This is a genomic window from Pseudomonas sp. GD03903 (assembly GCF_029840045.1).
Taxonomy (GTDB): Bacteria; Pseudomonadota; Gammaproteobacteria; order Pseudomonadales; family Pseudomonadaceae; genus Pseudomonas; species Pseudomonas pseudonitroreducens.
Map to the genome: position 1 here is coordinate 22,259 of NZ_JAOCBT010000015.1, position 25,023 is coordinate 47,281.

A 25,023-nucleotide genomic window follows, 5' to 3' on the forward strand; every position below is an offset into this window, starting at 1 on the left:
GCGTGTAGAGCCACCACCCGACCCAGGGGCGAATAGGCTCGCGAACGAGTTAGCCGGCGGGCACGCAGGTGGGCGGGTTCGCGAGCAAGCTCGCTCCTACACAGAGCGGTGGCGCTGGGGGTCAGTCATCCACGTTCGGATCGAGCCCCGGGAACAGCACTTCGGTAAAACCGAACTTGCTGAAATCGCTGATGCGCGATGGATACAGCCGGCCGATCAGGTGGTCGCACTCATGCTGCACCACGCGGGCGTGGAAACCCTCCACTGTGCGGTCGATGGGCTGGCCCTGAGGGTCGACGCCCTGGTAGCGGATGGTCCGGTAGCGGTCCACCGCGCCACGCAGGCCGGGGACCGAGAGGCAGCCTTCCCAGCCCTCCTCCCGCTCATCGCCGATGGGCGTGATCAGCGGATTGAGCAGGATGGTCGGCGGCACTGCCGGCGCGTCCGGGTAACGCTCGCTGCGTTCGAAACCGAAGATCACCAGTTGCAGGTCAACGCCGATCTGCGGCGCGGCCAGGCCAACGCCACCGACGTGGTGCATGGTCTCGAACATGTCGTCGATCAGTTGCTGCAACTCGGCGCTGCCGATCATCGAGTCGGGCACCGGCGGGGCGATGCGCAGCAGGCGCTCGTCACCCATCTTGAGAATCTCGCGGATCATCTCGGCCTCGTTCGCCGTTGAGTGAAAGCGGCATGCTTCCAATGAGAGCTGCATCCTCGGCCCCCACGGCCGGTCTGGCAAGCCCGCGACCGCCGGGCAGGGCCCCGGACCGCACGGCGCCGCGGTGTTAGACTGATCTGCGACGACAACCATCGAACAGCGGATATTTGCCGATTTTCACGGCAGATGGCGGTCAAACCCTGGGGGATCTTCATTCCGGGGGCTGGAGGTTCGTCATGAACAGGCATTACTACATCAGCGACAACCTGGACGACCTGGAGCAGGTCGAGCAGGAGCTCTCCGAAAGCGGTATCGGCATCGAACAGATGCACGTGCTCAGCGACAGCGATGCGGAGCTGGAAGAGCACCGGCTCCACGAAGTGCCCTCGATGATGAAGAAGGACGTGGTGCACTGGGGCAAGATCGGCCTGCTGATCGGTGCGGCGCTGGCCGTGCTGGTACTGGTGGTCGGCTACCTGAGCGGCTGGACGCAGACAGCCGCCGGCTGGATTCCCCTGGTCTTCCTTGCCGCCGTGCTGCTGGGCTTCAGCCTGTGGGAAAGCAGCTTCTTCGGCCTGCAGCGCCCCAGCGGCGAGGTGCGCCGCTTCCAGGACAACCTGCAGGAAGGCCGCCACGTGTTCTTCGTCGACGTGAAACCCGAGCAGGAACCGGTACTGGACATGGTGGTGCGCCATCACCCGCGCCTGGAAATTGCCGGCTTCGGCAGCGCCATGCCGGCTTGGTGGCTCTCCGTCGAGCAGGCCTGGAATCGCTTCCGCCATATGATGTAAGCCGCGGTCAGCCTTGCGGCGGGATTGCCGCGCTCTTGCTCCGCAAGCCGATGGCCTGCGGCGGCCGGGCTTTGACTCATGTCAGCCGAGTACTGGCCCGGCAATTGGAAACTGGTATCCCCAGCGCATCCTCCGGCGCCGCAACGGCGAGCCGGATGACGTCACCGCCTGTCGCCACTGGCCACTCAACCGGCAGGCGGCTAGGGTCACTGAATCCATGACAGACGCTTGTCGCTAAGGAAACACCATGTCCGTCCCCGCCCAGGTCACCGTGCACTCGAGCGCCGGCCTCGACCGCCAGCAGTACCGCATCCGCCTGCGCTACAGCGTGGAGAACGCCGCCAGCCGCGATGCCCTGGTGAGGTTCGAACTGGATGGTGAAATCGACGGCCAGCCCTTCAGTGACGGCTTCGAGCTACCCGGCGACCTCGCCTTCAACTTCGCCGGCAGCGCCACACGCATCCTCCGCCGCCACGGTCTGCGGGTCTGCAGCGGGCCGGTGCTGCGCTTTCGCAAGGAGCATGACCGGGTGTTCGACGACCTGCGTCGTCTGCTGAGGGCCGAGCCGGGTACGCCGGTCGACCTGCAGCGCATGGGCTCGCTGGCCCCGGCCGAGCCGCGTTGCGCGGTGGCCGAGTCCATCGTCCGCGGGCGCGGCTGAGCCGTCAGGTCAGTTCGATACGGTCGTCATGGATGACGATCAGGCCCTGCTTGAACAGACCGCCGATGGCCTTCTTGAAGTTGCCCTTGCTGACGCCGAACTGCTGCGCAATCAGTTCCGGCGGGCTCTTGTCGCTGAGCGCCAGGGTACCGCCGGCCTCGCGCAGGGCGTTGAGGATCTGCTCGCTCAATGCGTCGGACAGGCCGGCGCCGGCCGGTTGCAGGCTCAGGCTGATCTTGCCGTCGGCGCGCATTTCCTTGATGTAGCCGGTCTCGCGCAGGCCATTACGCATGAACTTGAAGACTTCGTTCTTGTGGATCAGGCCCCAGTGCTTGCCGTCGATGATGGCCTTGTAGCCCAGGTCGGTGCGCTCGACGACGAGCAGGTCCACCTGCTGGCCGACCTTGTAGTTGGCCGGGACGTTGTCCAGGTAGCGATCCAGCCGCGCGGTGGCGGTGATGCGGCGGCTGCGCTCGTCGAGGTAGACGTAGACCACGCAGTAATCACCGACCTGCAGCGGGCGCTTTTCTTCCGAGTGCGGCAGGAGCAGGTCCTTGGGCAGGCCCCAGTCGAGGAACAGCCCGATGCGGTTGACTTCCACCACCTTGAGGCTGGCGAAACCGCCGACCTGCACCTTGGGCTTCTGGGTGGTGGCAATCAGGCGATCTTCGCTGTCCAGGTAAATGAACACGTTCAGCCAGTCGCCCACCTCGGTGGGTTCGTTCTTCGGCACATAGCGTTTGGGCAGCAGGATTTCGCCATGGCTCTCGCCATCCAGGTAGAGACCGAAATCGGTGTGCTTGGCCACCTGCAACGAATTGAACCGACCTATGACTGCCATGACGCTTACCTCGTGAACGGGGCGAGCATTCTACGCGCATTGGCGCAAGGATGCGCCTCAGGCCGCCGAACGCCGGCTTTTTTGTAGGACCGAGGGGGGCGCCCAGCCCTTGCTCGCGAACCCTGCTTTGCGGCAGCTCCGGAGTTAAGCAGTTCGCGAGCCAGCTCGCTCCTACAGGTTCTGCTCCGCCTGGCCGAACTGGAGTTCGGCCAGGCGTGCATATAACGGGCTGCTGACCACCAGTTCGGCGTGCCGCCCAAGCGCGACCAGGCGGCCGTGTTCGATCACCGCGATGCGGTCGGCATTGAGCACGGTGGCCAGGCGGTGGGCGATCACCAGCGTGGTGCGGTCGCGCATCAGCCCCGGCAGCGCCTGCTGGATCAGGTGTTCGCTCTCGGCATCCAGCGCGCTGGTGGCCTCGTCGAGCAACAGGATAGGCGCGTCCACCAGCAGCGCACGGGCGATCGCCAGGCGCTGGCGCTGCCCGCCGGACAATCCCAGGCCGCTCTCGCCCAGGTGCGTGCGGTAGCCCTGCGGCAGGCGCAGGATGAACTCATGGGCATGGGCGGCGCGGGCGGCAGCCTCCACTTCGGCATTGCTGGCGCCGGGGCGGCCGTAGCGGATGTTCTCCTCCACCGTGCCGAAGAACAGCGCCGGGTTCTGCGACACCAGGGCGAAGCTGCGGCGCAGGTCCACCGGATCGAGCTGGGCGATCGGCTGGCCGTCGATCAGGATGCGTCCCTGCTGCGGGTCGTAGAAGCGCAACAGCAGGTCGAACAGGGTCGACTTGCCGGCACCGGATGGGCCGACCAGGGCCAGGGTCTCACCTGGCTCCACGCGCAGGTCGATGCCATCGACGGCCCATTGCTCGGGGCGCGACGGATAGGCGAAGCGCACACCCTGCAACTCGATGCTGCCGACGATCCGTGCGGGCAGGTACAGCAGGTCGCTGGCGGGCGCATGGATTTCACTGCGCGCCCGCAGCAGCTCGGCGATGCGTTCCGCCGCGCCAGCCGCACGCTGCAGCTCCCCAATCACCTCGCTGAGCGTGCCGAAAGCCATGCCGACGATCAGGCTGTAGAACACGAAAGCGGCCAGGTCGCCGGGACTGATGCGCCCGGCGATGACGTCCATGCCGCCGACCCAGAGCATCACGCCGACGGCGCCGAGCACCAGCAGGATCACCACGCTGACCAACCAGGAACGCTGGGTGATGCGCTTGCGCGCGGTGTCGAAGGCGTCTTCCACGGTGCGGCCGAAGCGCGCGCGGTCCTGCGCCTGGTGGTTGTAGGCCTGCACCGTCTTGATCTGGCCGAGGGACTCGCCGACGTAACTGCCGACGTCCGCCACGCGATCCTGGCTGAGCCGCGAAAGGCTGCGCACGCGACGGCCGAACAGCAGGATCGGTGCGATCACCAGCGGCAACGAAGCGACCACGATGCTGGTCAGCTTGACGTTGGTGAAGAACATCAGGATCACCCCGCCCAGCAGCATCAGCACGTTGCGCAGCGCCATGGACAGCGAGGAGCCGATCACCGACTGCAGCAGCGTGGTGTCGGCGGTGAGGCGCGACTGGATTTCCGAAGCGCGGTTGTTTTCGTAGAAGCCGGGGTGCAGCTCGATCAGGTGGTCGAACACGCGCTGGCGGATATCGGCGACGAAGCGCTCGCCAATCCACGACACCAGGTAGAAGCGCACGAAGGTACCCACCGCCAGGCACAGCACCAGGGCGAAGAAGATGCCGATGGCACGGGTGAGCAGCTGTTCGGACTGGGTGATGAAGCCCTGGTCCACCAGCAGGCGGATACCCTGCCCCAGTGACAGGGTGATGGCGGCGGTGAACAGCAGCGCCAGCAAGGCGCCGAGTGCGCGCCAGCGGTAAGGCGCCAGGAACGAGCGAGCCAGGCGCAAGGCATTGCGCTGGCGGGACGACAGCAGGGACATGATGGGCTCTGAGCGGCCGGAGTGCGCAGAGGGTAGCACCGCCACTACGCACCAGGCGAAGGACTATTCAGGCCGCCGAATGGGACCGTTCGTTCCATGACCGCCCCGAAAGCTGCTCGTTTGATGTACAATGGGCGGCCAATTTGCGCAGACAGGTATGGCAGATATGACTACCAAGCCCTCCACCCGCCAGAAAGCAGCCCCCAAGGCTCCCGCCGCTACCGCAACCAGCGAAGCTCTGGAAGCCCAGATTGCCGCCTTCCTGAACTCCGGCGGTGAGATCCAGCAGATCGCCAAGGGCGTGACCGGTCAGAACTACGGCGCACCGAGCCGCCACATCAGCCTCGGCAAGAAGTAATACCTCGCAGGCAAGCCTGCCGGTCCTCGGCAGGCTGCCCGCTCGCCCCGCCTCTACCCGCCTCTACCCGCGCTTTTCACGATCGCCGCGCAATCCCGAACTTCCTTTATTGCCTGAACACCTTGCACTCGGGCAGAGTCCGCCAATAGTTAAGGACTGGGCCACGTCGCGCCCGCTGCAAGGAGCACCCCATGCTGCCCTCTCCGGAAAAGCTGCTGTCGCGCAACCTGCTCGATGTGCTGATCCGCGCCGGCCTGATCCTGTTGCTGGCCCTGTTCTGCTTCCGCATCTTCCATCCCTTCCTCGACCTCATGCTCTGGTCGGTGATCCTCGCCATCACCCTCTACCCGCTGCATCAGTTGCTCAGCGGCTGGCTGGGCGGACGGCCCAACAGCGCAGCGACGCTGATCGTGATCCTCGGCCTGGTGATCCTGCTGGTGCCGGTGGTGGTGATCGGCATGTCGATGGCCGACTCGGTGCGCGACCTGGTGCACGCCATCCAGAACCGTACCCTGCAGATCCCGCTGCCTCCGGACTCGGTACAGCAATGGCCGGTGATCGGGCAGTACGTCTATCCCTTCTGGACACGCGTCGCCACCGACTTCATGGGGGTCGTCCACCAGATGGCCCCGCACCTGCAGGGTGTCGCCAAGACCCTGGCAGGCCAGGCGGCAGGCGCTGGCATGGGCCTGATGCAGTTCCTGGCGGCGTTCGTCGTCGCCGGCATCATCATGGCCTACGGTGAGCTGGGCAGCCGGACTTCCTGCGACATCGCCATCCGCATCTCCGGCCCGGAGCGCGGACCGGGGCTGGCCGAGCTGTGTACCGGCACCATCCGCGCGGTAGCGCAGGGCGTAGTGGGCGTGGCCTTCATCCAGACCATGATCCTCGGCCTGGGCTTCGTCGTCATGGGCATCCCCGGCGCCGGCCTGCTGGCCCTGGGCGTGCTGCTGCTGGGCATCACCCAGTTGCCGGTGGTGCTGATCACCATTCCGGCGATCATCTATGTGTTCATGACCAACGACTCGCTGCTGGTCGCCATCCTGTTCACCATCTGGACCATGGCCGGCGGCCTCTCCGACAACGTGCTCAAGCCGCTGATGTTCGGCCGCGGCGGCAAGGTGCCGATGCCGGTGATCCTGATCGGCGCCCTGGGCGGCATGCTCAGCAATGGCATCATCGGCCTGTTCGTCGGCCCGGTGGTACTGGCGCTGGGCTACGAGCTGTTCATGTCCTGGGTCCACGAGCGCGAGGCGCCTGTCGCTCCGCCCATCGAGCCGCCAGCCCCCTGAACCCCCTCGCCCGCGGCTTGCACCGCGGGATTTCCCCTGCAATGGAATGCACAAGATGTCGAAACGCTGCTCCCTCACCGCCGCCCTGCTCGCCGCGGGCCTGCTGCTCTCCCCGCTGGCCTTCGCCGAAGAACCCGCCATCGTCTGGCCGGCGGTGGTCAACGCTGCTGACCAGCAGCGCCTGACGACCCTCGATGGCGAGGTCAAGCGCCTGCTCGACCAGCTCCAGCAGAGCGAAGACGAAACCACCCGCAACGAAGCACTGAATCTCTACCGTATCGTGCTGGAAGATCCCGAGCCGCTGGCCGACGCGGCGCTGACCGGCAACTGGAAATGCCGCTCGGTGCAGATCGAAACGGAAGCGCTGTACGGCTACCCGAACTTCAAGTGCTCGGTGCGGCAGACGCCCAAGGGGCTGTACCTGGAGAAGACCAGCGGTTCGCAGCGCATCAGCGGCTACCTGCAACGCCTGGACGACAAGCAGTTGGTATTCGTCGGCGGCGCTTCGGTGAACGACGACCCGCAGGTGGGCTACAGCGGCCTCGAACAGGCCGCCGCGCGCGAGACCGATGTGGTCGGCGTAGTGCGCAACTCGCATGACGGCTTCGTGCTGCTGGTGCCCGAGCAACTGGGCGGCTACAACCTGTTCCGCTTCACTCGCTGAGCCCTGCCACACCAGCAAGGGCCTAAAGCAGCGCCACCATTTCCTTGAGCGTCACCGCCCAGGTGCCCTTCGCGTTGAGGTAGCGATAACCGAAGCGCGAGCCATTGGCCTGGGTGGTGAGCACCGCGTTCCACGCCAGCCCGCGCTGCAGGTCGTGGGCCGGGTCGAGCAGGAAGAAGGCGTCGTCGCTCATCCCCACCGCCAGGCACCAGTGGCGGATGTCGCTGGCCTTGCGGCCGTGGAAGCCCAGCACCACCGGGATATTCTCCTCCAGGTGCCGCCGGGTCAGCTCGACCATCCGCGTACCGTTGCCGCGCTCGACGCGGTACTCCTTGTCGCTGATGACCTTGAGCAGTTCCAGCAGGTCGGCGCCGGTGGTACCGACGCGCACCAGCGTCTCATGCTCGTTCAGCGCCTCCATCAGCCGCCCGTAGCGGGTCCGCGAATCCACCGGCGCCAGCCCCTTGGCCTGGCGCCGCGCCAACTGGTTGCGGGCGAGCATGGCCATCACCAGGCAGTAGGGGCCGCAGGCTCCGTCCATGTCGCCCTGGCGCAGGTGCACCTTCTCCCCGCGCTTGTTGATCAGGCCGCCGCTGCCGTGCTCGTCCAGGTCCCAGCCCAGGCCGTCGATCAGGGTGATCCGCATCGCGCTTCCTCTTTGCTTGGTCTGAGATTGTGACCGGATACGGCACGGATCATTCCGCCGGCTTGCGGTTACAATGGACGCTTTCCCCTGTCTGGTTACCTGAAATGTCCGAAGCCATCCGCCTGTCCAAGCGCCTCGCCGAGCTGCTGCCCTGTTCGCGCCGCGAAGCCGAGCTGTATATCGAGGGTGGCTGGGTCACGGTGGACGGCCAGCGCGTGGAGGAACCGCAGTTCAAGGTCGACAGCCAGCGCATCGAACTGCTGCCCGGCGCCTCGCCCGAGCCGATCCCGCCGGTCACCATCCTGGTGCACAAGCCGGTCGGCCTGGGCAGCGGCAACGGCGCCAACTCCGCCCAGCAACTGCTGACGCCGGACAAGCGCTGGGCCGAGGACAACCTGCAGCAGCGCCTGTTGCGCAAGCACTTCGGCCATCAGTTCAACACCACGGTGCTGGAGACTGACGCCAGCGGCCTGCTGGTCTACACCCAGAGCCGCGGCGTGCAGCGCCGGCTGGTGGATGAGGCGGACAACATCGAGCACGAATATGTGGTCGAGGTCAGCGGGCAGATCGCCGACAACGGCCTCAAGCGCCTGTGCCGTGGCCTGGTGATCGACGGCCGCGAGCTGCCGCCACTGAAGGTCAGCTGGCAGAGCGAGAACCGCCTGCGCTTCGCCGGCAAGCAGTTCCGCCCCGGGCAGATCGCCGCCATGTGCCGGGCTGTCGGCCTGCACGCCCTGTCGATCCGCCGCCTGCGCCTGGGCGGCGTGGCCATGGGCAAGCTGCCTGCTGGCCAGTGGCGCTTCCTGCAGCCGGGCGAGAAGTTCTGAGCGTCTACGAGACCAAGGTCGCAGGCGCCCGCGAATAACCTGGGCACCTCTCTAACTCGCGGCGTCCAGCCGCTATCGATAGCGTCGATAGTCACCAGTCGACGCATTCAGTTCTCTTGATAGTCCGCGCGCGGCATCTTTGCCCCATCAACTCGCTGGCAGGAGATTCGCCGGCCCCGCAGTCGGGCCGCAGGGGCGAACGAGCTACTCGCGAGACGCCCCCAACGGATCGTCAAGAGGACACCATCATGCAAGTCATTCTCGATTTCCTGCTGCTCGTTGGCTCCCTGGTGGAGCTGCTGCTGTACGTCGCGCTCGCCAGCGTCGTGCTCGCCACCACGCTGCTGGCCGGTGGCATCGCCGTGCTGACCCTGCGCTCGCCGGGCTCGGCCGTGGTCATCCCCGACCGTCGCCCTTCGGCCAGCCGCCAGCCGCGCCCGGCGGTCAAACACCAGTTGGCCCGGCCGGTGCTGGTCGCCGTGGCGAACGAGCCGATCCTGGCGAAGACCGCGTGAAGCCGTCCTCGCCAGCGGTTCAGCCCGGGTAGCGTCCGAGCGCAGCCCCCAGGTCGCGTTCGAGTTCCCCGTCCCGCTGGCCGCCGTTGTCCATCATCCAGCGCACCCGCTCCAGCGTCCCGGGCGCGGACATGTCACCAACGAAGCGCTGCGACTCCTCCACCAGCGCCGCCTGGTCCGCCGCCGTCACCTGATCCACTACCGCCTTCACATGGGCGATGCCCGCCGCCGGGAAGGCCGCGATCCGGCGCGCCAGGGCCTCGCAGAAGCCTTCCAGTTCCGCGTCCGCCAGTGCCCGGTTGATCCAGCCGTAGCGCTCCGCGGTGTCCGCAGCGAAGTCCTCGCCCCCCAGGCAGACCTCCAGCGCCCTGCCCCGTCCAAGCATCTGCGCCAGCCTTACCGTGCCACCGGCTCCGGGCAACAAGCCGACCGCCACTTCCGGCTGACCGAGCAGCGCACGCTCGCGGGAGGCGAAGCGCATATCCAGCGCCAGGAGGAATTCGCTGCCGGCCCCACGGGCGCGGCCGCGCAGCTCGCCAATGGTCACCTGCGGCAGCCGGCTGAAACGGCTGAACAGCGCGCTGAGCGGGCTGGCCATGCCGGCCGGCAGCTTCATCGGCGGCGCGTCCAGCTGGCTGCCGAGGTCGTAATGGGCGAGGAAGAAGTCCGGGTTGGCGCTGCGGAACAGCACCACGCGGGTATCGCTGTCGCGCTCCAGCTCATCGGCCAGGTGCAGCAGGTCGATGACCATGGCGCGGTCGATCAGGTTGATCGGCGGGTGCCGGAAGCTCACCACGGCTACGCCGTCGCGGTCTTGCCGAGTGAAAGTGCGGTAGTCGCTCATTGTCGGGCCTCCATTGCGAAGGCCTGAGAATGCGCCGGGGCGGCGGGCCCGCCCCAGCACTATCGATACGCGGAATGGCCCGTCAGTGGTGGCCGATGCCCTGGTCTTCCAGGTGGTCCGCCTCGAACAGGGTTTCCAGCTCCTTGCGCGCCTCGCGGGCGGTCTGGATCACCGCGGTCTCGTCGTCGTAGACGCGGTACTGGGCCATCAGCACCGCTTCGTCGTGACGCTTGAAGCGGCGAATGCGCGCAGCCACCTGTTCCTCGTTCAAGCCCAGGCCGGTAAGCAACAGGCGGCTCATTTCCAGGCTGGAATGGAAGGTCTCGCGCACCGGCGTCGCGTCGGCATCCAGCAGGTGGTAGACGTGCTGGCGGTTGCGCGCCCGACCGATGACCTTGATGTGCGGGTAGAGCTTGCGCACCAGCCTGGCCGTCTCGATGTTGGTCTGCGGGTCGTCGGTGGCGACGACGAAGAACTCGGCCTTTTCCACCTGGGCGGCACGCAGGATTTCCGGGCGCAGCGGGTCACCGTAGAAGATCGGGATGTTGCCGTAGCTGCGAGTCAGCTCGATGGTGTCCACCGAGGTATCCAGCGCGACGAAAGGCACGCCCTGGGCACGCAGGACACGCGCGACCACCTGGCCCATCCGGCCCATGCCGGCAATCACCACGCGCGGGGCATCGTCGGGCAACTGGCGGTACTCCGGCGGCGGCTCGCGCAGCACTGCCGGCTTGGGCTTAAAGCTGCGTGCCAGGGCCAGCACCATCAGCGGCGTCATGGCCATCGACAGGGTGATGCCGAGCACCAGCAGCGAATGCATGTCGGCGTCCATCAGTCCTTGCGCCGCCGCCAGTTTGAACACCACGAAGGCGAATTCGCCGCCAGCTCCCAGCAGCACACCCAGGCGGATCGCCGAGACCTTGTCCAGGCCGCCCGCCAGGCGCCCGACGAGGAACAGCAGCGGCAGCTTGATCGCCACCAGCAGCAGGGTCAGGCCGATGACCCGGAACGGCTCGTTCTTCAGCAGGCCGAGATCGGCGCTCATGCCCACGCTGATGAAGAACAGCCCGAGCAACAGGCCCTTGAAGGGCTCGATCTGCGCTTCCAGCTCGTGGCGGTACTCGGAGTCGGCCAATAGCAGGCCGGCGAGGAAGGCGCCCAGCCCCATGGAGACGCCGGCCTCCTCCATCAACCACGCCGTACCGACCACGACCAGCAACGCGGTGGCGGTGGACAGGTCCGCCTGGCCGGTACGCGCGACAGAGCGGAACACCGGGCGCAGCAGGAAGCGCCCGCCGATCACCACCACGGCGATGCTGCCCACCACCTCGATCACATGGGCGACGTCGCCACCGGGAGCCAGGCTGTCGGCACGCGCGCCCAGCAGCGGGATCATGGCGATCAGCGGGATCGCGGCGATGTCCTGGAACAGCAGGATGGCGAACGCCAGGCGCCCGTAGGGGCTATTGAGCTCCTTGCGCTCGGCGAGGATCTGCAGGCCGAAGGCGGTGGACGACAACGCCAGGCCACCGCCGATCACCACGGCGGTATTGAGCGGCAACTCGAACACCAGCACCGCCAGGCTCGCCAGGGCCAGCGCGGTGAGCAACACCTGCGCCAGGCCTACGCCGAACACCTGCTTGCGCATCACCCACAGGCGCTTGGGCGACAGTTCCAGGCCGATGATGAACAGCAGCAGCACCACGCCCAGTTCGGAAAGACTGGCGACGCTTTCCGGATTGTCGATCAGGCCCAGCAGGTACGGCCCGATGATCACCCCGGCCAGCAGGTAGCCCAGCACGGCACCAAGTTGCAGGCGCTTTGCCAGCGGCACCATGAACACTGCGGCGATCAGGAACACCACCGTGTATTGCAGGTAATTCGTCCCATGTTCCATGTATCAAGACTCCTTGGAAGGGTTGGGGCGAAGCGAAGATCCACCCACGTCGTTCATCTCACACATCCAGCACCACACCCTCGGCCAGCAGGTGCCGCTGGAACTGCCCGGCCAGGGCATCTACCTGCTCCCAGGGCTGCTCGCAGCGCTCGTCCAGCGCCACATGGCTGCTGGCGCGCACGCGCGCTTCGAGCCCGCAGTGCGCGTAGAAGGCATTCACCGCCGCGACCATCGGCTCGCGCTGGTTCTCCATCAGGATGGCGCCGTGGGCCAGTACCACATAGCGCCCGTCGCTGGGCCGGCGGCGCCAGCGCTGGGCCGTGCCCACCAGCTTGCGGCCGCCCAGGTTGACGTTGTAGCGGCCATCGCAGAAGGCACCCTCCACTTCCCCCAGGCCCGGATCGAGACCGAGGGCGGCCAGCCAGTCGCACAAGGGCTGGCACAGGCGTAGGTACGCGGTTTCGATACGCGTCTGCTCGTTGTCGCTCGGCGGGATCGCGTAGACCAGCGCGACATTGAGCACTCCCGCGGACTGCGGCACCGGCTCGCCGCCGGTATCACGCAGGGCGATCGGCCAGCCGAGCCCGGCACAGGCGGCTTCGGCGGCGGCAAAACCTTCCAGGCGGCTCAGCCGGCGGGGCATCACCAGGGATTGTTCTTGCGGGCGCCAGAACAACAGGCCGCTGTCGCGCTCGCCGGCGAAGGTAGCGTCGAGCAGCGCACGCTCGGCATCCAGACCTTGCTGCGCCGACAGTCGTTGCACTCTTTTCATGACAGCGTCCTTGGGGTTGATGATGCGGCTGCATCGGTTGCGCAGCAGCTTGCCTGGCGCGATCCGGGGTGCGGACTATGCCCGCAGAGGGATTATCCGACAATGTTCCAGGCCAATTTGTTGCCGATCCCGGAAATTCTCGATAGTGGACTGTGACTGCCTGTCTGTCGCATCGGGTCACCTCGGGCGCGATCAATCCCGCAGTCCGGCGGCGGCGCGTCTATCCTGTTGCTGGCCAGCACTAGCGCAGGAGGCCCGAGCCCCGTGTCCAGGACGTTGCTTCAGCGGCTGCACCATGCCATTGCCGTCAACGACGCACTGGCCCTGCCGATCGCCCGGGAAAACCTCCGCCGCCTGTACTTCTCGGCTCCGCTGGCGGTGCTGTTCGATCTTATCCACATCATCGTGTTCAGGCTCAACCTGCAAGGGGCCAGCCCGGAGCACGACGGCTGGAGGATGGACATCATCCGCATCCATGCAACGGTCGCCGTGCTGTTCTCCCTGCTCGGCCTGCTGGCCTGGTTCGCCGCGCCGCCACGCCGCAGCGCCGCGCTGTGGTACATGCAACTGCTGACCCTTCTGGGCAGCACCCTGCTGCTGGGGTTCGGCGTCGCCATCACCAGTGCCGACCAGCAGGTGACCAGCAGCATCACCCCGTTCCTCATGGCGTCGGTGGCCACCGCGCTGATTCTGCTGCTGCGGCCACGGCTGGCCGTCACCCTCTACATCCTCGCATTCGCCGCCTTCGAGCTGGCGATGGCCCTGACCCAGGCCGACCCGCAACTGCGCCTGTCCAACCAGATGGGCGGGCTGACCATCTGCGGCATCGGCGTGGTGCTGTCGTTCATCCTCTGGCACAGCCATGTACGCAACCTGCGCCAGCGCGAGTTCCTCCGTCAGCAGCGGCTGGAACTGGAGGAAAAGAACCGCCAGCTGGAATACCTCGCCGGCCACGATCCGCTGACGGGACTGTTCAACCGCCGCCAGTTCGACCAGCTGGTCAGCATGGAGCTGTCGCGCGTCGCCCGCCAGCCGGCGCCGATCAGCCTGCTCATGGTGGACCTGGATCATTTCAAGTTCATCAACGACCGTTACGGCCACCCGCTGGGGGATGAGGTCATCCGCCACACCGCCAGCCTGCTGAGGAACTACACGCGCACCGGTGACAGCGTGGCGCGCCTGGGCGGCGAGGAGTTCCTGCTGCTGTTGCCCGACACCTCGCAGCCCCAGGCGCGGGTGATCGCCGAGAAGGTACGCCGCCTGCTGGAAGAAACCCCGCTGCCGATGAAGGACGGTCTGCTCTACCTCACTGCCAGCTTCGGCATCGCCAGCCTGGCGGCGGGAGTACCGGGCACCTACGAGGGACTCTACGCGGCGGCCGACAAGGCCCTGTACAAGGCCAAGGCCAGCGGGCGCAATCGGGTGGAGGTGATCGAACTGGGGACGGAGATGGGGACGTTCGACTAGCGCGTGAACTCTCGGCTACCAGGAGGCGTAGGAGCGGACTTTGTCCGCGATTGGCTGAGCCGAGCTTCCCGTTTGCCCGGAGCGGCGGCGAGACGATCGCGGACAAAGTCCGCTCCTACGAAATCCTCTTACTGCGCGTACTTGCGCGTCAGTCCCGGCGGTACGCCGCTGCTGTCGGTCTCGGTCCAGGGGCCTTGCGGGCCAACACCCCAGTACCAGCCGTTGTCCCAGTGATAGTAGGTGCGCTGGCGGTAGTAGAGGTCCTTCTGGCCCTGGATCACATAGACGCCGAGGCTGGCGTCCCAGCGCCCCTTGCCACCGGGCGGCGGGGCGAACTGGGTCGGGCGCTTGGCGGCCGGTGCAGTGCTCGGCTGCGGGGTGATGGGCGAGCTGGAGGTCTTGGCCGGCGGGATCGGCTTGCTCGGCTGCGAGGGCGGCGACGTCTGCACGGGCGGCTGCTCCGGCTGCTGCGGTTGCACCACGCAACCACCCAATACCAGCATGGCGCCCAGCGCCAGCACTCTGCCCTTCATCGCTCACCCCTCTCTTGTTCGTCTTACTTCTGGTCCGGGCTGTCGATGGTCACGCTCTGCTCGCCCGCGTTGGCAGTAGACAACGCTTCGCTGCGTCCGATCCATTCTCCGGTGATGGCATTGCCGGCACGGGAAATCCGCGCGACGAGCTGCACCTGCGGGTGCTGCGAAAGCTTGAGCTGCGGCATCATCGCATCGGCGTCGCTCAGCGAGACCTCGCTGGGCAGGTCGGAGACCTTCAGGCGCTTCACCGCCAGCGGCATCGGCGGCCCGCTCACGGCACGGGCGAAGACGAACACGCTGTCGTCCGGCTTGACCTGGCCCTTCACGGCGGCGGTCAGGTCGACCTTCACCTTCAGGGTTACGCCAGCGGTGGCAACGGCAGCCGGCGCCTCGGGCGGGGTCTGGCCCTTCTCGAGCATGCGCTGGCGCGCGCGCTCGATACCGCCGGCAATGGCATCGCGGGACGGATCGTCCTGCGGCAGCACGGTGACCAGACGGCCCCAGTAATCGATGGCGTCGGCGTACTTTTCGTCCTCGAACGCGGCAATACCGAGCAGGCCGAGGGTGGTGACCTCCTGCGGGTCCTTCTTCAGGGCTTCATCGGCCAGGCCGCGGACTTCCGGGGTGAGTGCCTTGTCACCAGCGAAATACAACGCCTGGGCCCACTGCCCGAGCACTTCCGGCTGGCGGCCGGAAAGACGCGCGGCCTGCTCGAAGGCCTTGGCGGCGTCGGCGGCGCGGTTCTGGGTCATGTAGGCGCGGCCGAGGAAGTACCAGCCCTCGGCGGAATCCGGCTGGGCCTTCAACGAACGCTCGAGGCGCGAGGTCATCTCTTCCATGGACTTGGGCGCCGTGGCGAATTCGCGGGCCAGTTCCACCTTGTCACTGGCACCCCAGTGCAGGTACAGCCCCAGGGCCAGGAACGGCAGGACCAGCGCTGCCACCAGCGGCGCGGCGCGACCAAGGCGGGTGCGACGGTCTTCACCGGCACCTTCGGTGTCGGAGAGCAGTTCGCGGGCCGCTTCGGCGCGGCCAGCTTCGAACTGCGCCGCGTCCAGGGTGCCGGCATCACGCTGGGCACCCAGCTCGGCCAGGCGCTCCTGGTACAGGGCAACGTTGAGGGCGGTGCGGTCTTCCTCGGCCTGGGCCTTGCGGCCACGCAGCAGAGGAACGAGGAGGAATGCCAGGGCGACCAGCAACAGCAGGCCGGCAGCGAGCCAGAAATCGATCATTTGTCTTGGTTATCCAGCAATTGGTCGAGACGCGCCTGCTCCTCGGCGGACAGCGTGGTGGAAGTGGCCGCAGCCGGGCGACGGCGGCGCACGACGATGGCGCCGATGACGATCACGCCCAGGCCCAGCAATGCAGCGGGGCCGAACCAGAGCAGCCAGGTGCGCTCGCTGACTTCGGGCTTGTAGCGCACGAACTCGCCGTAGCGGTCGACCATGTAGTCGACGATCTGCTGGTTGCTCTTGCCGGCCTCCATCTGGGTGTAGATCTGCTTGCGCAGGTCGGCGGCGATCGGCGCGTTGGAGTCGGCGATGTCCTGGTTCTGGCACTTGGGACAGCGCAGCTCGGTGGTCAGGTCGCGGAAACGCTCGCGCTCGGCATCATTGGCAAATTCGTAGGTATCGATTGCAGCGTGGGCGATGCCGGTCAGGCACAGACCCAATCCAAAAGAGAATGCGGCGGCGGCAAGCAGGCGCTTCATTTGCCCTCCGCTTCGTCGACCAGGCCCTGGTAGATCGGTGCCAGCTGTTCACGCCAGACCTTCTCGTCGACGGCGCCAACCAGCTTGTGGCGGATGATGCCGTCCTTGTCGATGATGTAGGTCTCCGGCGCGCCGTAGACGCCCAGGTCCAGGCCCAGGGTGCCCTGCGCATCGGCGATGTTCAGCAGGTAGGGGTTGTGCAATTCCTTGAGCCACTTCTGCGCGGCGGCGCCGTCATCCTTGTAGTTGATGCCGTAGATCACCACGCCCTTGGCGGCGAGATCGGTGAGCACCGGGTGCTCGAAGCGGCAGGTCGGGCACCAGGTGCCCCAGACGTTGACCAGTGCCGGCTTGCCCTTGATATCGGCCTCGGTGTAGGTCTTGCCCGGCTCGGTGACGCTGGGCAGGGAGAACGCCGGGAACGGCTTGCCGATCAGCGCCGAGGGCAGCTCGCTGGGGTCCAGCCACAGGCCACGGAAGAGAAACACCGCGACGACCAGGAAGATCGCCAGGGGCAACAGCAGGATCGCACGCTTCACACTCAGGCTCCCTGTCCGGCGAGGCCCAGGGCCTCGCGTACACGCGTTTTCACTTTCAGCCGGTAACGCCGGTCCAGCGCCGCCAGCACGCCGCCCAGGGCCATCAGCAGGCCGCCGAGCCAGATGAAGCGCACGAACGGCTTGATGTGCACGCGCACGGCCCAGGCGCCGTTGTCCAGCGGCTCACCCAGGGCGACATAGAGGTCGCGGGTCAGGCTGCCGTGGATGCCGGCCTCGGTCATCATCGAATTCTGCACGCTGTACAGGCGCTTCTCCGGGTGCAGCACGGCCACTTCCGAACCCTTGCGGGTGACGCGGATGGTGCCCTTGTCGGAGGTGAAGTTCGGGCCCTCGAAGTGATGCGTGCCCTCGAAGCGGAACTGGTAGCCGGCCAGCTCGACCGACTCGCCCGGCGCCATGCGCAGGTCGCGCTGGGCGCTGAACTGGCTGGTGAGCACCACGCCGATGGCGCAGATGGCAATCCCGAAGTGCGCCAGCTGCATGCCCCAGTAGCTACGGTTGAGGCCCGCGGCACCAGCGATCACGCCCTTGTGGCGAACCTTGTCGAAGAAGTCGCGCACGCCGGCCAGCACCACCCAGGCGGCGAGCATGAACACCGTCAGTACTTCCCAGTGCAGTTCGCCATACAGGAAGCTGCCGAGGCCGCCCAGCACCACGGTGCCGATCAGCACCGGGGTAAGCATGTTGCGCAGCCAGCGGGTCGGCGTGTCCTTCCAGCGCACCAGCACGCCGACCGCCAGGGCCAGCATGAGGATGGCAATCAGCGGCACGAACAGCGCGTTGAAGTACGGCGGGCCGACCGACAGCTTGGCGCCGCTGATGGCGTCGAGCACCAGCGGGTAGAGGGTACCCAGCAGGATCATCGATGCGGTGACCACCAGGATCAGGTTGTTCAGCAGCAGCAGGGTCTCGCGGGACCACAGGGCGAAGCCGACCTGGCTCTTGACCACCGGCGCGCGCAGGGCGAACAGGGTCAGTGAGCCACCGACCACCAGCAGCAGGAAGGCCAGGATGAATACGCCGCGCTCGGGGTCCGAGGCGAACGCGTGCACCGAGGTCAGTACGCCGGAGCGGACCAGGAAGGTGCCCAGCAGGCTCAGCGAGAAGGCCGCGATGGCCAGCAGCACGGTCCAGCTCTTGAATACGCCACGCTTCTCGGTCACCGCCAGCGAGTGGATCAGCGCGGTGCCGACCAGCCAGGGCATGAAGGAGGCGTTTTCCACCGGGTCCCAGAACCACCAGCCACCCCAGCCCAGCTCGTAGTAGGCCCACCAGGAGCCGAGCACGATGCCGATGCCGAGGAAGGTCCAGGCCACCAGCGTCCAGGGCCGCGACCAGCGTGCCCAGGCGGCGTCGAGGCGGCCGCCGAGCAGTGCGGCAATGGCGAAGGCGAAGGCCACCGAGAAGCCCACGTAGCCCATGTAGAGCATCGGCGGGTGGAAGATCAGGCCCGGGTCCTGCAGCAGCGGGTTGAGGTCGTTGCCGTCGGCCGGCACCTGCGGCAGCAGGCGGCTGAAGGGGTTGGAGGTGATGATCAGGAACAGCAGGAAACCGGTGCTGATCATGCCCATCACGGCCAGCACACGGGCCAGCATCACTTCCGGCAGTTGGCGGGAGAAGACCGACACGGCGAAGGTCCAGCCGCCGAGGATCAGCGCCCAGAGCAGCAGCGAACCTTCATGGGCGCCCCATACGGCGCTGAACTTGTAGAACCACGGCAGCGCGCTGTTGGAGTTGCTGGCAACGTAGGCTACCGAGAAATCATCGTGGAGGAAGGCCCAGGTCAGGCAGCCGAAGGAGAACAGCAGGAAGGCGAACTGCCCCCAGGCTGCCGGGCGCGCCAGGCTCATCCACTGGCGATCACCGCGCCAGGCGCCGACCAGCGGGAAGAACGACATCACCAGCGCCATGCACAGCGCAAGGATCAGCGAGAGGTGGCCGAGTTCGGGGACCATCGTCAGTTGCTCCCTTGTTGCGGCGCGGCGTTGCCGCTCTGGCTGGCTTCGTAGTGCTCCAGCTTGCCACTGTCCTTGAGCGCCTTGGTGACTTCCGGCGGCATGTATTTCTCGTCGTGCTTGGCCAGCACTTCATCGGCCGTCAGCACGCCGGCCTCGTTGATCTTGCCGAGGGCGACGATGCCCTGCCCTTCGCGGAACAGGTCCGGGAGGATACCGCGGTACTTCACCGTGACTTCCTTGGCGAAGTCAGTGACCACGAACTCCACGTCCAGCGAATCCGCCGAGCGCTTGAGCGAGCCCTTCTCCACCATGCCGCCGGCGCGGATGCGCGTGTCGTGCGGCGCCTCGCCGTTGGCGATCTGGGTTGGGGTGTAGAACAGGTTGATGTTTTCCTGCAGCGCCGACAGCGCCAGGCTGACGGCAACGCCGACGCCGGCGACGATGGCGAGGACGATGTACAGACGCTTCTTGCGGACCGGATTCACTTGCTGGCCTCCCGGCGCAGACGACGCGCCTCTTCTTGCAGGTAACGCCGGCGCGCCACGATCGGCGAGACGACGTTGATCGCCAAAACCACCAGGCAGATGGCGTAGGCGGACCACACGTAAGGGCCATGGTGACCCATGGCGAGGAAATCGGAGAAGGACTCGAAACTCATAGCGCGCGCTCCACCACAGCCTTGACCCAGCTCGCGCGGGCCTCGCGCTTGAGCACTTCCAGGCGCATGCGCATCATCAGCACCACGGCGAAGAAGCAGTAGAAACCGGCGACCATCATCAGCAGCGGAATCCACATCTCCGGCGGCATCGGCGGCTTCTCGGTGAGGGTGAAGGTGGCCGGCTGGTGCAGGGTGTTCCACCAGTCCACCGAGTACTTGATGATCGGGATGTTCACCACGCCGACGATAGCCAGCACCGCACAGGCCTTGGCCGCGCTGTCACGGTTGGTGATGGCCTGGCCGAGGGCGATGATGCCGAAATAGAGGAACAGCAGGATCAGCATCGAGGTCAGGCGCGCGTCCCAGACCCACCAGGCGCCCCAGGTCGGCTTGCCCCAGATGGCGCCGGTGACCAGCGCGACGAAGGTCATCCAGGCACCGATGGGCGCGGCGCACTGCACGGCGACGTCGGCGATCTTCATCTTCCAGATCAGCCCCACCGCGCCGGCCACGGCCAGCATCACGTAGCAGGACTGGGCGAGGAACGCCGCCGGCACATGGATATAGATGATCCGGAAGCTATTGCCCTGCTGGTAGTCCGGCGGCGCGAAGGCAAGGCCCCAGACGGTGCCGGCAACCATCAGCAGGATCGCGGCGGCCGCGAACCAGGGCATCCAGCGTCCGCTGATCTCGTAGAACCACTTGGGCGAGCCAAGCTTGTGAAACCAAGTCCAGTTCATCATCAGGCTCTGTAATTCAAAGCTCTAGTCTGCCGCCGGTGCCGTTTCCCAGCCCGGCGATCGTTCGTTCACTCGCCGACGCTGATCTTCAGCCCGGCGGCGATGGCAAAGGGCGTCAGCGTCAATGCTAACGCCGTCAGGCTGGCCAGCCACAACAGGTGCCCGGCGGTGGGCAGCCCCTGCAGCGACGCCTGTAGCGCTCCGCTGCCCAGGATCAGCACCGGAATGTAAAGCGGCAGGATCAGCAGGGCCAGCAGCAGGCCGCCGCGCTTGAGGCCCACGGTGAGTGCCGCGCCCACGGCGCCCAGCAGGCTCAGGATGGGTGTCCCCAGCAGCAGTGACAGCAGCAGGTCCGGCAGGCAGCGTGCCGGCAGGCCCAGCATCAGGGCGAACAACGGTGACAGCAGCACCAGGGCCAGCCCTGAAACCAGCCAGTGTGCCAGCACTTTGGCCAGGACCAGTAGTGGCAGGGGGTGCGGCGAAAGGACCCACTGTTCCAGGGAACCATCTTCGAAATCGCTGCGGAACAGGCCGTCCAGCGACAGCAGCACCGCCAGCAATGCCGCGACCCAGACCAGCCCCGGCGAGAGGTTCTTGAGCATTTCCGACTCGGGGCCGACCGCCAGCGGGAACAGCGCGATGACAATGGCAAAGAACACCAAAGGATTAGCCAGCTCCGCCGGACGGCGGAACAGCAGGCGCGCTTCGCGGGCGAGCAGCAGGGTGAAGACGTTGCTCATCGCGCTGCCACCTCCCGTGCGTGCTGCCCCAGATCGAGGGCGCGATAGCCTTTCGGCATGCGCTCCAGCGTGTGGTGGGTGGTCAGCACGACCAGGCCGCCGCGCTCGCAATGGCCAGCCAGGTGCTCTTCCAGCTGCGCCACGCCCTGCTTGTCCAGGGCGGTGAAGGGTTCATCGAGGATCCACAGCGGCGGCGCGTCGAGGTACAGGCGCGCCAGGGCTACACGGCGCTGCTGGCCGGCGGACAGGGTGTGGCAGGGAGCATCTTCGAAGCCGCGCAGGCCAACGGCTTCCAAGGCTTGCCAGATGGCGTCGCGGTTGGCCGGCTGGTGCAGGGCGCAGAGCCAGGCGAGGTTTTCCTCGGCGCTGAGCAGGCCCTTGATGCCGGCCGCGTGGCCGATCCACAGCAGCAGCCGGGCCAGTTCGTGGCGTTGTTCGGTGAGCGGCTTGCCGTTGAGCAGCACCTCACCGGCAGTCGGCTGCATCAACCCACTGAGCAGGCGCAGCAGGCTGGTCTTGCCGCTGCCGTTGGGGCCGACGATCTGTAGCATCTCGCCAGCGCCCAGTCGCAAATCGAGACGCTCGAACAGCATGCGCCAGTCCCGCTCGCAGGCGAGCGCCACGGTTTCGAGGAGGGGATGGTTCAAGGGCATCGGCAACCGTCGGGCAGAATACAGTCAGTGGTGCAAAAAAGCGGCCATACCGCCCCGGCCGCCAAGCACGGCCTCGGGCGGCGCATTATACACAGCCGTTCCTACGCCAGACGTCAGGTTTTTCGACAGGGTGTAACGTCAAATCAGCGCACCTTGAGCTGTGTCTATCCGCATCGACTGCCGTGCGCTCAGGCCGCTGGACGGTCTAAAGTGCCGGCAAGCGCCGCCGATACACTGGGCGCAATCCCGTTTTGCCTTCCGGACAGGTCCTCGATGCCGAGCGAAATTGGCGCTTCCCGCCCGCTACCGCCCATGCCCACGCCACGCAGCGCACAACGCTCGGCGGAGCTGACGCTCAAGCTCGCGCAGAGCCTGGGCGACCTGCTGCCACCAGGGGAAAAGGCCAACGCCGAAGTCCTCGCGGTGCGCGAGACGCCGGTCAATTTCCAGCTGCTGCTGCGCCTGACCATGGCCAGCGGCCAGCAGGCCCTGGTGGTCGCGGACAGCCCGCAGGTCCTGCCCAAGGGCACCACCCTGGAACTGGCATCGCTCACCCAGACCAATCTCGCCGCGACCCTGATCAACCAGCCGAGCCTCACCCAGCTCGGCCTCGGCGGTCGCCAGCCGCCGCTGGGCAGCCTGGACCTGAACCTCCTGCCAGTGGGCACCCTGCTGCAAGGCAAGGTCGACTCCAGCCAGCTGCTTCCCCAGATCAAGGCCGAGCAGGCCATCTACAAGGTGCTGGTGACGCTGCTCAATACGCCGCTGGCCGGGCGCCAGCTGAGCATCGAATCGCCCAACCCGCTGCCACTCAACAGCTTGCTCAGCGCGCGCGTGCAGGACCATAACGCCCTGCAGTTCCTGCCACTGGAGAGTCGCCTCGATCAGCTCGAACTGACCCGCCAGCTCTCCGCGCAGCAAGGCCGCCAGGGCTCGCTGGACGGCCTGTTCAGCGCGTTGCAGGGTGCCGGGCGCGGCCAGTCGATGGCGCCGGAACTGCAGCAGGCTGTGGACAAGTTACTCTCCGCCCTCCCCGACCTGCGCCAACTGAGCGATGCCAAGGGCGTTGCCCAGGCGCTACAGCACAGCGGGGCCTTCCTCGAAGCACAACTGTTGCGCGGCGCCGAGCCCCTGCCACAGGACCTCAAGGCCAATCTGCTGCGGCTGATCGCCCAACTGCTGCCGGCCGCACCGAACGGAACCGCCGCCGGCGTGCTCGGCGACCTGCCAGGCAACGCCCTCGCAGGTGCCAGCAACCTGGCGCAATCGCTACCGGCCTTTGTCCGCAACGCCCTTGGCGTGCTCGGCCAGACCGGTGGACGCACAGCGCCGCCGAGCAGTTTTCCGCTGCCCACCCGGCTGGCCCAGCAACTCGAAGAAGAAGGCGACCTGGAGTCCCTGCTCAAGCTGGCCGCGGCCGCCGTCTCGCGCTTGCAGACCCATCAACTGAGCAGCCTCGCCCAGAGCGACGTACTGCCCGACGGCACGCTGCTCAACACCTGGCAGATGGAAATCCCCATGCGCCACCAGCACCAGCTGGTGCCCTTGCAGGTGCGCATCCAGCAGGAAGAAAAACCGGCCAGCGAGCGTGACCCGCAACAGCAGGACACCCTGTGGCGGGTCGAACTGGCGTTCGATCTCGAACCGCTGGGCCCGATGCAGGTGCAGGCCACCCTCGCCCATGGCAGCATCGCCAGCCAGATGTGGGCGGAACACGCCAGCACAGCCAGCCTGGTCGACCGCGAACTGGGCACCCTGCGCCAGCGCCTGAATGACGCCGGCCTGACCGTCGGCGAATTGTCCTGCAGCCAGGGCAAGCCGCCCCAGGGGCCACGCACCTCAGTGGAGCAGCGCTGGGTGGATGAGACCGCATGAAGAAGATGAAGCAGCCGCCGCGCCAGGTCATCGCCCTGAACTACGACGGCCAGAACGCCCCGACGCTGACCGCCAAGGGCGACGACGAACTGGCCGAGACCATCCTCGCCATTGCCCGTCACCACGAGGTGCCGATCTACGAGAACGCCGAACTGGTGCGCCTGCTGGCACGGCTGGAGCTGGGCGAGGCGATCCCGGAGGCGCTCTATCGCACCATCGCGGAAATCATCGCCTTCGCCTGGTACCTCAAGGGCAAGAGCCCACTGAACAACCGCCCTGACGCAGCGGATGGCGATGCGCCACTGCTGCTGGAAGGGCCGGCATCCCGGCCCAACTGAGACGAATCAGCGGCAGCACTCACTGCCCAACCGGTACGGCGGGTGGTCCCCGACGGGTGCGTACTCGTGGAACTCGCGCACCGACTTGCGGATCGGCTGCGCGTCCTCGCTGTGGTAGAGCACCATGCTGCTGGTCACCTCGCGCAGCTGTGCCAGCGATATCGGCTTGTCCAGCACATCCAGCACCGGCACGCGATTAGCCCAGGCCCACTGCATCAGGCCGCGCCTTTCCTCGGCACTGTAGTTCCCCACCAGCAGGAACTGGCGGAAGGTGTTGCTCTGGCTCAGCGCCTTCAGGCTCAGCAGCTCATTGGGGCCCGGGCGGAAATCGTCATGGATGAACAGGCTGTAGCGCTGCCGGTTGGCAAGCGCCTTGCGCACCTCATCCAGATTCAGGCACAGGCTCAGGTGGTAGAACTCCAGGCGATTGAGCAGCACGCTGTAGTTCAGTAGCCGGCCTGGGTGCGAGCACAGCACCATGGCCCGTCGGGAAATGGTCGCCATATCGATGGCCTCGGGAAAATGTAGAAGAGGCCAATTTAGCGACGATTTGCCGCCATTCTTATCAGACGAGTCCTAATTGCCGGTAGTGGCATTCCTACAACCCAGAAATCCCGACAGGCGGCAAGAGCGGCAAAAACCGCGAGACCAGGCTCTGGCGCGGGCTCAGTCCCGCGCCTTGCCCTGGTGCAGGCGGGCGACCAGTTCGGCTTCGGCCTGGGACAGGCCGCAGCTCTGGGTCAGGTCTTCCGGGCTGGCGCCCATGCCGACCAGGCGGGCGGCCTGGCTGAAGGAGAGGCTGGTGGGGTCGCGCTGCTCGATGCGCACCAGGCGCTCGGGCAGCGGCGCGACCTGTTTGTTCAGCTCGCGCAGTTCTTCGCCCATGCGGATATTGATCTGCTGGTACGACTCGATGCGCTTGCCCTGCTCCTTCAGACGCTGTTCGAGCACGGCCAGCTGCTTGGCCACCTGCACCGACTCGGCCTCCTGGGCGCGCTGCCGGCCGGACAGCCAGATGCACGCCACGGCGAGGCCCACGCAGGCGATACCGAGCACAACCAGAGCGATCAGCAC

29 protein-coding genes are annotated in these 25,023 nt (G+C 66.6%); 10 read left to right on the top strand and 19 right to left on the bottom strand.

Going from position 1 to position 25,023, the window contains the following annotated elements; genetic code table 11:
* Positions 1-121: 121 nt before the first annotated feature.
* Positions 122-661, bottom strand: coding sequence for a peptide deformylase (gene def, locus N5C91_RS21470; protein WP_236173990.1), 540 nt, complete (start codon positions 659-661; stop codon positions 122-124).
* A gap of 236 nt (positions 662-897) precedes the next feature.
* Between def and N5C91_RS21475 the strand changes: the two genes are divergently transcribed.
* Both N5C91_RS21475 and N5C91_RS21480 read left to right on the top strand, forming a co-directional pair.
* Entirely contained in the window at positions 898-1,452 is a 555-nt protein-coding gene (locus N5C91_RS21475) for a magnesium transporter (RefSeq protein ID WP_279831875.1), read from the top strand.
* 247 nt (positions 1,453-1,699) lie between these two features.
* Positions 1,700-2,113: a DUF5064 family protein gene (locus N5C91_RS21480; protein WP_236173988.1), complete on the top strand. Its 414-nt coding sequence runs from the start codon at positions 1,700-1,702 to the stop codon at positions 2,111-2,113.
* Between the two features lie 4 nt (positions 2,114-2,117).
* Here N5C91_RS21480 and N5C91_RS21485 read toward each other — a convergent pair whose 3' ends face one another.
* Together N5C91_RS21485 and N5C91_RS21490 are read right to left on the bottom strand one after the other, a co-directional pair.
* Positions 2,118-2,954, bottom strand: coding sequence for a S1-like domain-containing RNA-binding protein (locus tag N5C91_RS21485; protein WP_236173987.1), 837 nt, complete (start codon positions 2,952-2,954; stop codon positions 2,118-2,120).
* Between the two features lie 171 nt (positions 2,955-3,125).
* Positions 3,126-4,901, bottom strand: a complete 1,776-nt coding sequence (locus N5C91_RS21490) for an ABC transporter transmembrane domain-containing protein (RefSeq protein WP_279831978.1) — start codon at positions 4,899-4,901, stop codon at positions 3,126-3,128.
* A gap of 154 nt (positions 4,902-5,055) precedes the next feature.
* Here N5C91_RS21490 and N5C91_RS21495 point away from each other — a divergent pair, with 154 nt between their 5' ends.
* The 3 genes from N5C91_RS21495 to N5C91_RS21505 all read left to right on the top strand — a co-directional run bounded on the left by N5C91_RS21495 (position 5,056) and on the right by N5C91_RS21505 (position 7,212).
* Positions 5,056-5,256, top strand: coding sequence for a hypothetical protein (locus N5C91_RS21495; RefSeq protein WP_024765957.1), 201 nt, complete (start codon positions 5,056-5,058; stop codon positions 5,254-5,256).
* A gap of 191 nt (positions 5,257-5,447) precedes the next feature.
* Positions 5,448-6,548, top strand: a complete 1,101-nt coding sequence (locus N5C91_RS21500) for an AI-2E family transporter (RefSeq protein ID WP_236173986.1) — start codon at positions 5,448-5,450, stop codon at positions 6,546-6,548.
* A gap of 55 nt (positions 6,549-6,603) precedes the next feature.
* Positions 6,604-7,212 (top strand): DUF4893 domain-containing protein, encoded by a 609-nt coding sequence (locus tag N5C91_RS21505; RefSeq protein ID WP_236173985.1) that lies wholly within the window; start codon positions 6,604-6,606, stop codon positions 7,210-7,212.
* 22 nt (positions 7,213-7,234) lie between these two features.
* Here N5C91_RS21505 and N5C91_RS21510 read toward each other — a convergent pair whose 3' ends face one another.
* Positions 7,235-7,858: a hypothetical protein gene (locus N5C91_RS21510; protein ID WP_279831878.1), complete on the bottom strand. Its 624-nt coding sequence runs from the start codon at positions 7,856-7,858 to the stop codon at positions 7,235-7,237.
* A gap of 104 nt (positions 7,859-7,962) precedes the next feature.
* Here N5C91_RS21510 and N5C91_RS21515 point away from each other — a divergent pair, with 104 nt between their 5' ends.
* Positions 7,963-8,685 carry an RNA pseudouridine synthase gene (locus N5C91_RS21515; RefSeq protein WP_236173982.1) on the top strand — a complete coding sequence of 241 codons (723 nt, stop codon included), beginning with the start codon at positions 7,963-7,965 and terminating at the stop codon, positions 8,683-8,685.
* Positions 8,686-8,933: 248 nt separating this feature from the next.
* A complete protein-coding gene (locus N5C91_RS21520) occupies positions 8,934-9,200 on the top strand; it encodes a hypothetical protein (RefSeq protein WP_236173980.1) in 267 nt (88 codons plus the stop codon).
* Positions 9,201-9,219: 19 nt separating this feature from the next.
* Here N5C91_RS21520 and N5C91_RS21525 read toward each other — a convergent pair whose 3' ends face one another.
* From N5C91_RS21525 to N5C91_RS21535, 3 genes are all read right to left on the bottom strand, one after another.
* Positions 9,220-10,044, bottom strand: coding sequence for an enoyl-CoA hydratase/isomerase family protein (locus N5C91_RS21525; protein WP_279831880.1), 825 nt, complete (start codon positions 10,042-10,044; stop codon positions 9,220-9,222).
* 82 nt (positions 10,045-10,126) lie between these two features.
* Positions 10,127-11,941 (bottom strand): monovalent cation:proton antiporter-2 (CPA2) family protein, encoded by a 1,815-nt coding sequence (locus N5C91_RS21530; RefSeq protein WP_279831881.1) that lies wholly within the window; start codon positions 11,939-11,941, stop codon positions 10,127-10,129.
* A gap of 58 nt (positions 11,942-11,999) precedes the next feature.
* The gene (locus N5C91_RS21535; RefSeq protein ID WP_279831883.1) at positions 12,000-12,713 is read right to left on the bottom strand and encodes a lipoate--protein ligase family protein; all 714 of its coding nucleotides are present in this window, start codon (positions 12,711-12,713) and stop codon (positions 12,000-12,002) included.
* A gap of 264 nt (positions 12,714-12,977) precedes the next feature.
* On the opposite strand from N5C91_RS21535, the gene N5C91_RS21540 reads away from it, so the two are divergent.
* Positions 12,978-14,180, top strand: coding sequence for a GGDEF domain-containing protein (locus tag N5C91_RS21540; protein ID WP_236201159.1), 1,203 nt, complete (start codon positions 12,978-12,980; stop codon positions 14,178-14,180).
* 128 nt (positions 14,181-14,308) lie between these two features.
* Here the strand turns inward: N5C91_RS21540 and N5C91_RS21545 are convergent, their stop codons facing one another.
* The 10 genes from N5C91_RS21545 to ccmA all read right to left on the bottom strand — a co-directional run bounded on the left by N5C91_RS21545 (position 14,309) and on the right by ccmA (position 21,736).
* Positions 14,309-14,713 (bottom strand): hypothetical protein, encoded by a 405-nt coding sequence (locus tag N5C91_RS21545; protein WP_236173970.1) that lies wholly within the window; start codon positions 14,711-14,713, stop codon positions 14,309-14,311.
* Between the two features lie 23 nt (positions 14,714-14,736).
* On the bottom strand, positions 14,737-15,948 hold the full coding sequence (ccmI, locus tag N5C91_RS21550) for a c-type cytochrome biogenesis protein CcmI (RefSeq protein ID WP_236173968.1): 1,212 nt from the start codon (positions 15,946-15,948) through the stop codon (positions 14,737-14,739).
* Positions 15,945-16,427, bottom strand: coding sequence for a cytochrome c-type biogenesis protein (locus N5C91_RS21555; RefSeq protein WP_236173966.1), 483 nt, complete (start codon positions 16,425-16,427; stop codon positions 15,945-15,947). Before N5C91_RS21555 ends, ccmI begins: the two co-directional genes overlap by 4 nt.
* Positions 16,424-16,966: a thiol:disulfide interchange protein DsbE gene (gene dsbE / locus N5C91_RS21560; protein ID WP_017520316.1), complete on the bottom strand. Its 543-nt coding sequence runs from the start codon at positions 16,964-16,966 to the stop codon at positions 16,424-16,426. The genes N5C91_RS21555 and dsbE overlap by 4 nt, the downstream gene beginning before the upstream one ends.
* Positions 16,967-16,968: 2 nt before the next feature.
* A complete protein-coding gene (locus tag N5C91_RS21565) occupies positions 16,969-18,942 on the bottom strand; it encodes a heme lyase CcmF/NrfE family subunit (protein ID WP_236173964.1) in 1,974 nt (657 codons plus the stop codon).
* Positions 18,943-18,944: 2 nt separating this feature from the next.
* Complete coding sequence (gene ccmE, locus N5C91_RS21570; RefSeq protein ID WP_045212029.1) at positions 18,945-19,430, bottom strand: cytochrome c maturation protein CcmE; 486 nt, start codon at positions 19,428-19,430, stop codon at positions 18,945-18,947.
* Positions 19,427-19,603, bottom strand: a complete 177-nt coding sequence (gene ccmD / locus N5C91_RS21575; RefSeq protein WP_081519307.1) for a heme exporter protein CcmD — start codon at positions 19,601-19,603, stop codon at positions 19,427-19,429. Before ccmD ends, ccmE begins: the two co-directional genes overlap by 4 nt.
* On the bottom strand, positions 19,600-20,346 hold the full coding sequence (locus N5C91_RS21580) for a heme ABC transporter permease (protein ID WP_236173963.1): 747 nt from the start codon (positions 20,344-20,346) through the stop codon (positions 19,600-19,602). Before N5C91_RS21580 ends, ccmD begins: the two co-directional genes overlap by 4 nt.
* Before the next feature lie 65 nt (positions 20,347-20,411).
* Positions 20,412-21,083 (bottom strand): heme exporter protein CcmB, encoded by a 672-nt coding sequence (ccmB, locus tag N5C91_RS21585; RefSeq protein ID WP_017520311.1) that lies wholly within the window; start codon positions 21,081-21,083, stop codon positions 20,412-20,414.
* Positions 21,080-21,736, bottom strand: coding sequence for a cytochrome c biogenesis heme-transporting ATPase CcmA (ccmA, locus tag N5C91_RS21590; RefSeq protein ID WP_279831891.1), 657 nt, complete (start codon positions 21,734-21,736; stop codon positions 21,080-21,082). The genes ccmB and ccmA overlap by 4 nt, the downstream gene beginning before the upstream one ends.
* A 273-nt stretch (positions 21,737-22,009) precedes the next feature.
* Between ccmA and N5C91_RS21595 the strand changes: the two genes are divergently transcribed.
* Both N5C91_RS21595 and N5C91_RS21600 read left to right on the top strand, forming a co-directional pair.
* Positions 22,010-23,611 carry a flagellar hook-length control protein FliK gene (locus tag N5C91_RS21595; RefSeq protein WP_279831893.1) on the top strand — a complete coding sequence of 534 codons (1,602 nt, stop codon included), beginning with the start codon at positions 22,010-22,012 and terminating at the stop codon, positions 23,609-23,611.
* Positions 23,608-23,949: an EscU/YscU/HrcU family type III secretion system export apparatus switch protein gene (locus N5C91_RS21600; protein WP_279831895.1), complete on the top strand. Its 342-nt coding sequence runs from the start codon at positions 23,608-23,610 to the stop codon at positions 23,947-23,949. The genes N5C91_RS21595 and N5C91_RS21600 overlap by 4 nt, the downstream gene beginning before the upstream one ends.
* A gap of 6 nt (positions 23,950-23,955) precedes the next feature.
* Here the strand turns inward: N5C91_RS21600 and N5C91_RS21605 are convergent, their stop codons facing one another.
* Positions 23,956-24,453: a hypothetical protein gene (locus N5C91_RS21605; protein ID WP_236173958.1), complete on the bottom strand. Its 498-nt coding sequence runs from the start codon at positions 24,451-24,453 to the stop codon at positions 23,956-23,958.
* Positions 24,454-24,615: 162 nt separating this feature from the next.
* Positions 24,616-25,023 (bottom strand): DUF2802 domain-containing protein, encoded by a 408-nt coding sequence (locus tag N5C91_RS21610; protein ID WP_236173957.1) that lies wholly within the window; start codon positions 25,021-25,023, stop codon positions 24,616-24,618.

What these genes read in the sequence shown, in the direction of transcription:
- def (WP_236173990.1), bottom strand. Translation starts at nt 661, where the DNA reads ATGATCCGCGAGATTCTCAAGATGGGTGACGAGCGCCTGCTGCGCATC.
- N5C91_RS21475 (WP_279831875.1), top strand. Translation starts at nt 898, where the DNA reads ATGAACAGGCATTACTACATCAGCGACAACCTGGACGACCTGGAGCAG.
- N5C91_RS21480 (WP_236173988.1), top strand. Translation starts at nt 1,700, where the DNA reads ATGTCCGTCCCCGCCCAGGTCACCGTGCACTCGAGCGCCGGCCTCGAC.
- N5C91_RS21485 (WP_236173987.1), bottom strand. Translation starts at nt 2,954, where the DNA reads ATGGCAGTCATAGGTCGGTTCAATTCGTTGCAGGTGGCCAAGCACACC.
- N5C91_RS21495 (WP_024765957.1), top strand. Translation starts at nt 5,056, where the DNA reads ATGGCAGATATGACTACCAAGCCCTCCACCCGCCAGAAAGCAGCCCCC.
- N5C91_RS21500 (WP_236173986.1), top strand. Translation starts at nt 5,448, where the DNA reads ATGCTGCCCTCTCCGGAAAAGCTGCTGTCGCGCAACCTGCTCGATGTG.
- N5C91_RS21505 (WP_236173985.1), top strand. Translation starts at nt 6,604, where the DNA reads ATGTCGAAACGCTGCTCCCTCACCGCCGCCCTGCTCGCCGCGGGCCTG.
- N5C91_RS21510 (WP_279831878.1), bottom strand. Translation starts at nt 7,858, where the DNA reads ATGCGGATCACCCTGATCGACGGCCTGGGCTGGGACCTGGACGAGCAC.
- N5C91_RS21515 (WP_236173982.1), top strand. Translation starts at nt 7,963, where the DNA reads ATGTCCGAAGCCATCCGCCTGTCCAAGCGCCTCGCCGAGCTGCTGCCC.
- N5C91_RS21520 (WP_236173980.1), top strand. Translation starts at nt 8,934, where the DNA reads ATGCAAGTCATTCTCGATTTCCTGCTGCTCGTTGGCTCCCTGGTGGAG.
- N5C91_RS21525 (WP_279831880.1), bottom strand. Translation starts at nt 10,044, where the DNA reads ATGAGCGACTACCGCACTTTCACTCGGCAAGACCGCGACGGCGTAGCC.
- N5C91_RS21530 (WP_279831881.1), bottom strand. Translation starts at nt 11,941, where the DNA reads ATGGAACATGGGACGAATTACCTGCAATACACGGTGGTGTTCCTGATC.
- N5C91_RS21535 (WP_279831883.1), bottom strand. Translation starts at nt 12,713, where the DNA reads ATGAAAAGAGTGCAACGACTGTCGGCGCAGCAAGGTCTGGATGCCGAG.
- N5C91_RS21545 (WP_236173970.1), bottom strand. Translation starts at nt 14,713, where the DNA reads ATGAAGGGCAGAGTGCTGGCGCTGGGCGCCATGCTGGTATTGGGTGGT.
- ccmI (WP_236173968.1), bottom strand. Translation starts at nt 15,948, where the DNA reads ATGATCGATTTCTGGCTCGCTGCCGGCCTGCTGTTGCTGGTCGCCCTG.
- N5C91_RS21555 (WP_236173966.1), bottom strand. Translation starts at nt 16,427, where the DNA reads ATGAAGCGCCTGCTTGCCGCCGCCGCATTCTCTTTTGGATTGGGTCTG.
- N5C91_RS21565 (WP_236173964.1), bottom strand. Translation starts at nt 18,942, where the DNA reads ATGGTCCCCGAACTCGGCCACCTCTCGCTGATCCTTGCGCTGTGCATG.
- ccmD (WP_081519307.1), bottom strand. Translation starts at nt 19,603, where the DNA reads ATGAGTTTCGAGTCCTTCTCCGATTTCCTCGCCATGGGTCACCATGGC.
- N5C91_RS21580 (WP_236173963.1), bottom strand. Translation starts at nt 20,346, where the DNA reads ATGATGAACTGGACTTGGTTTCACAAGCTTGGCTCGCCCAAGTGGTTC.
- ccmB (WP_017520311.1), bottom strand. Translation starts at nt 21,083, where the DNA reads ATGAGCAACGTCTTCACCCTGCTGCTCGCCCGCGAAGCGCGCCTGCTG.
- ccmA (WP_279831891.1), bottom strand. Translation starts at nt 21,736, where the DNA reads ATGCCCTTGAACCATCCCCTCCTCGAAACCGTGGCGCTCGCCTGCGAG.
- N5C91_RS21595 (WP_279831893.1), top strand. Translation starts at nt 22,010, where the DNA reads ATGCCGAGCGAAATTGGCGCTTCCCGCCCGCTACCGCCCATGCCCACG.
- N5C91_RS21600 (WP_279831895.1), top strand. Translation starts at nt 23,608, where the DNA reads ATGAAGAAGATGAAGCAGCCGCCGCGCCAGGTCATCGCCCTGAACTAC.
- N5C91_RS21605 (WP_236173958.1), bottom strand. Translation starts at nt 24,453, where the DNA reads ATGGCGACCATTTCCCGACGGGCCATGGTGCTGTGCTCGCACCCAGGC.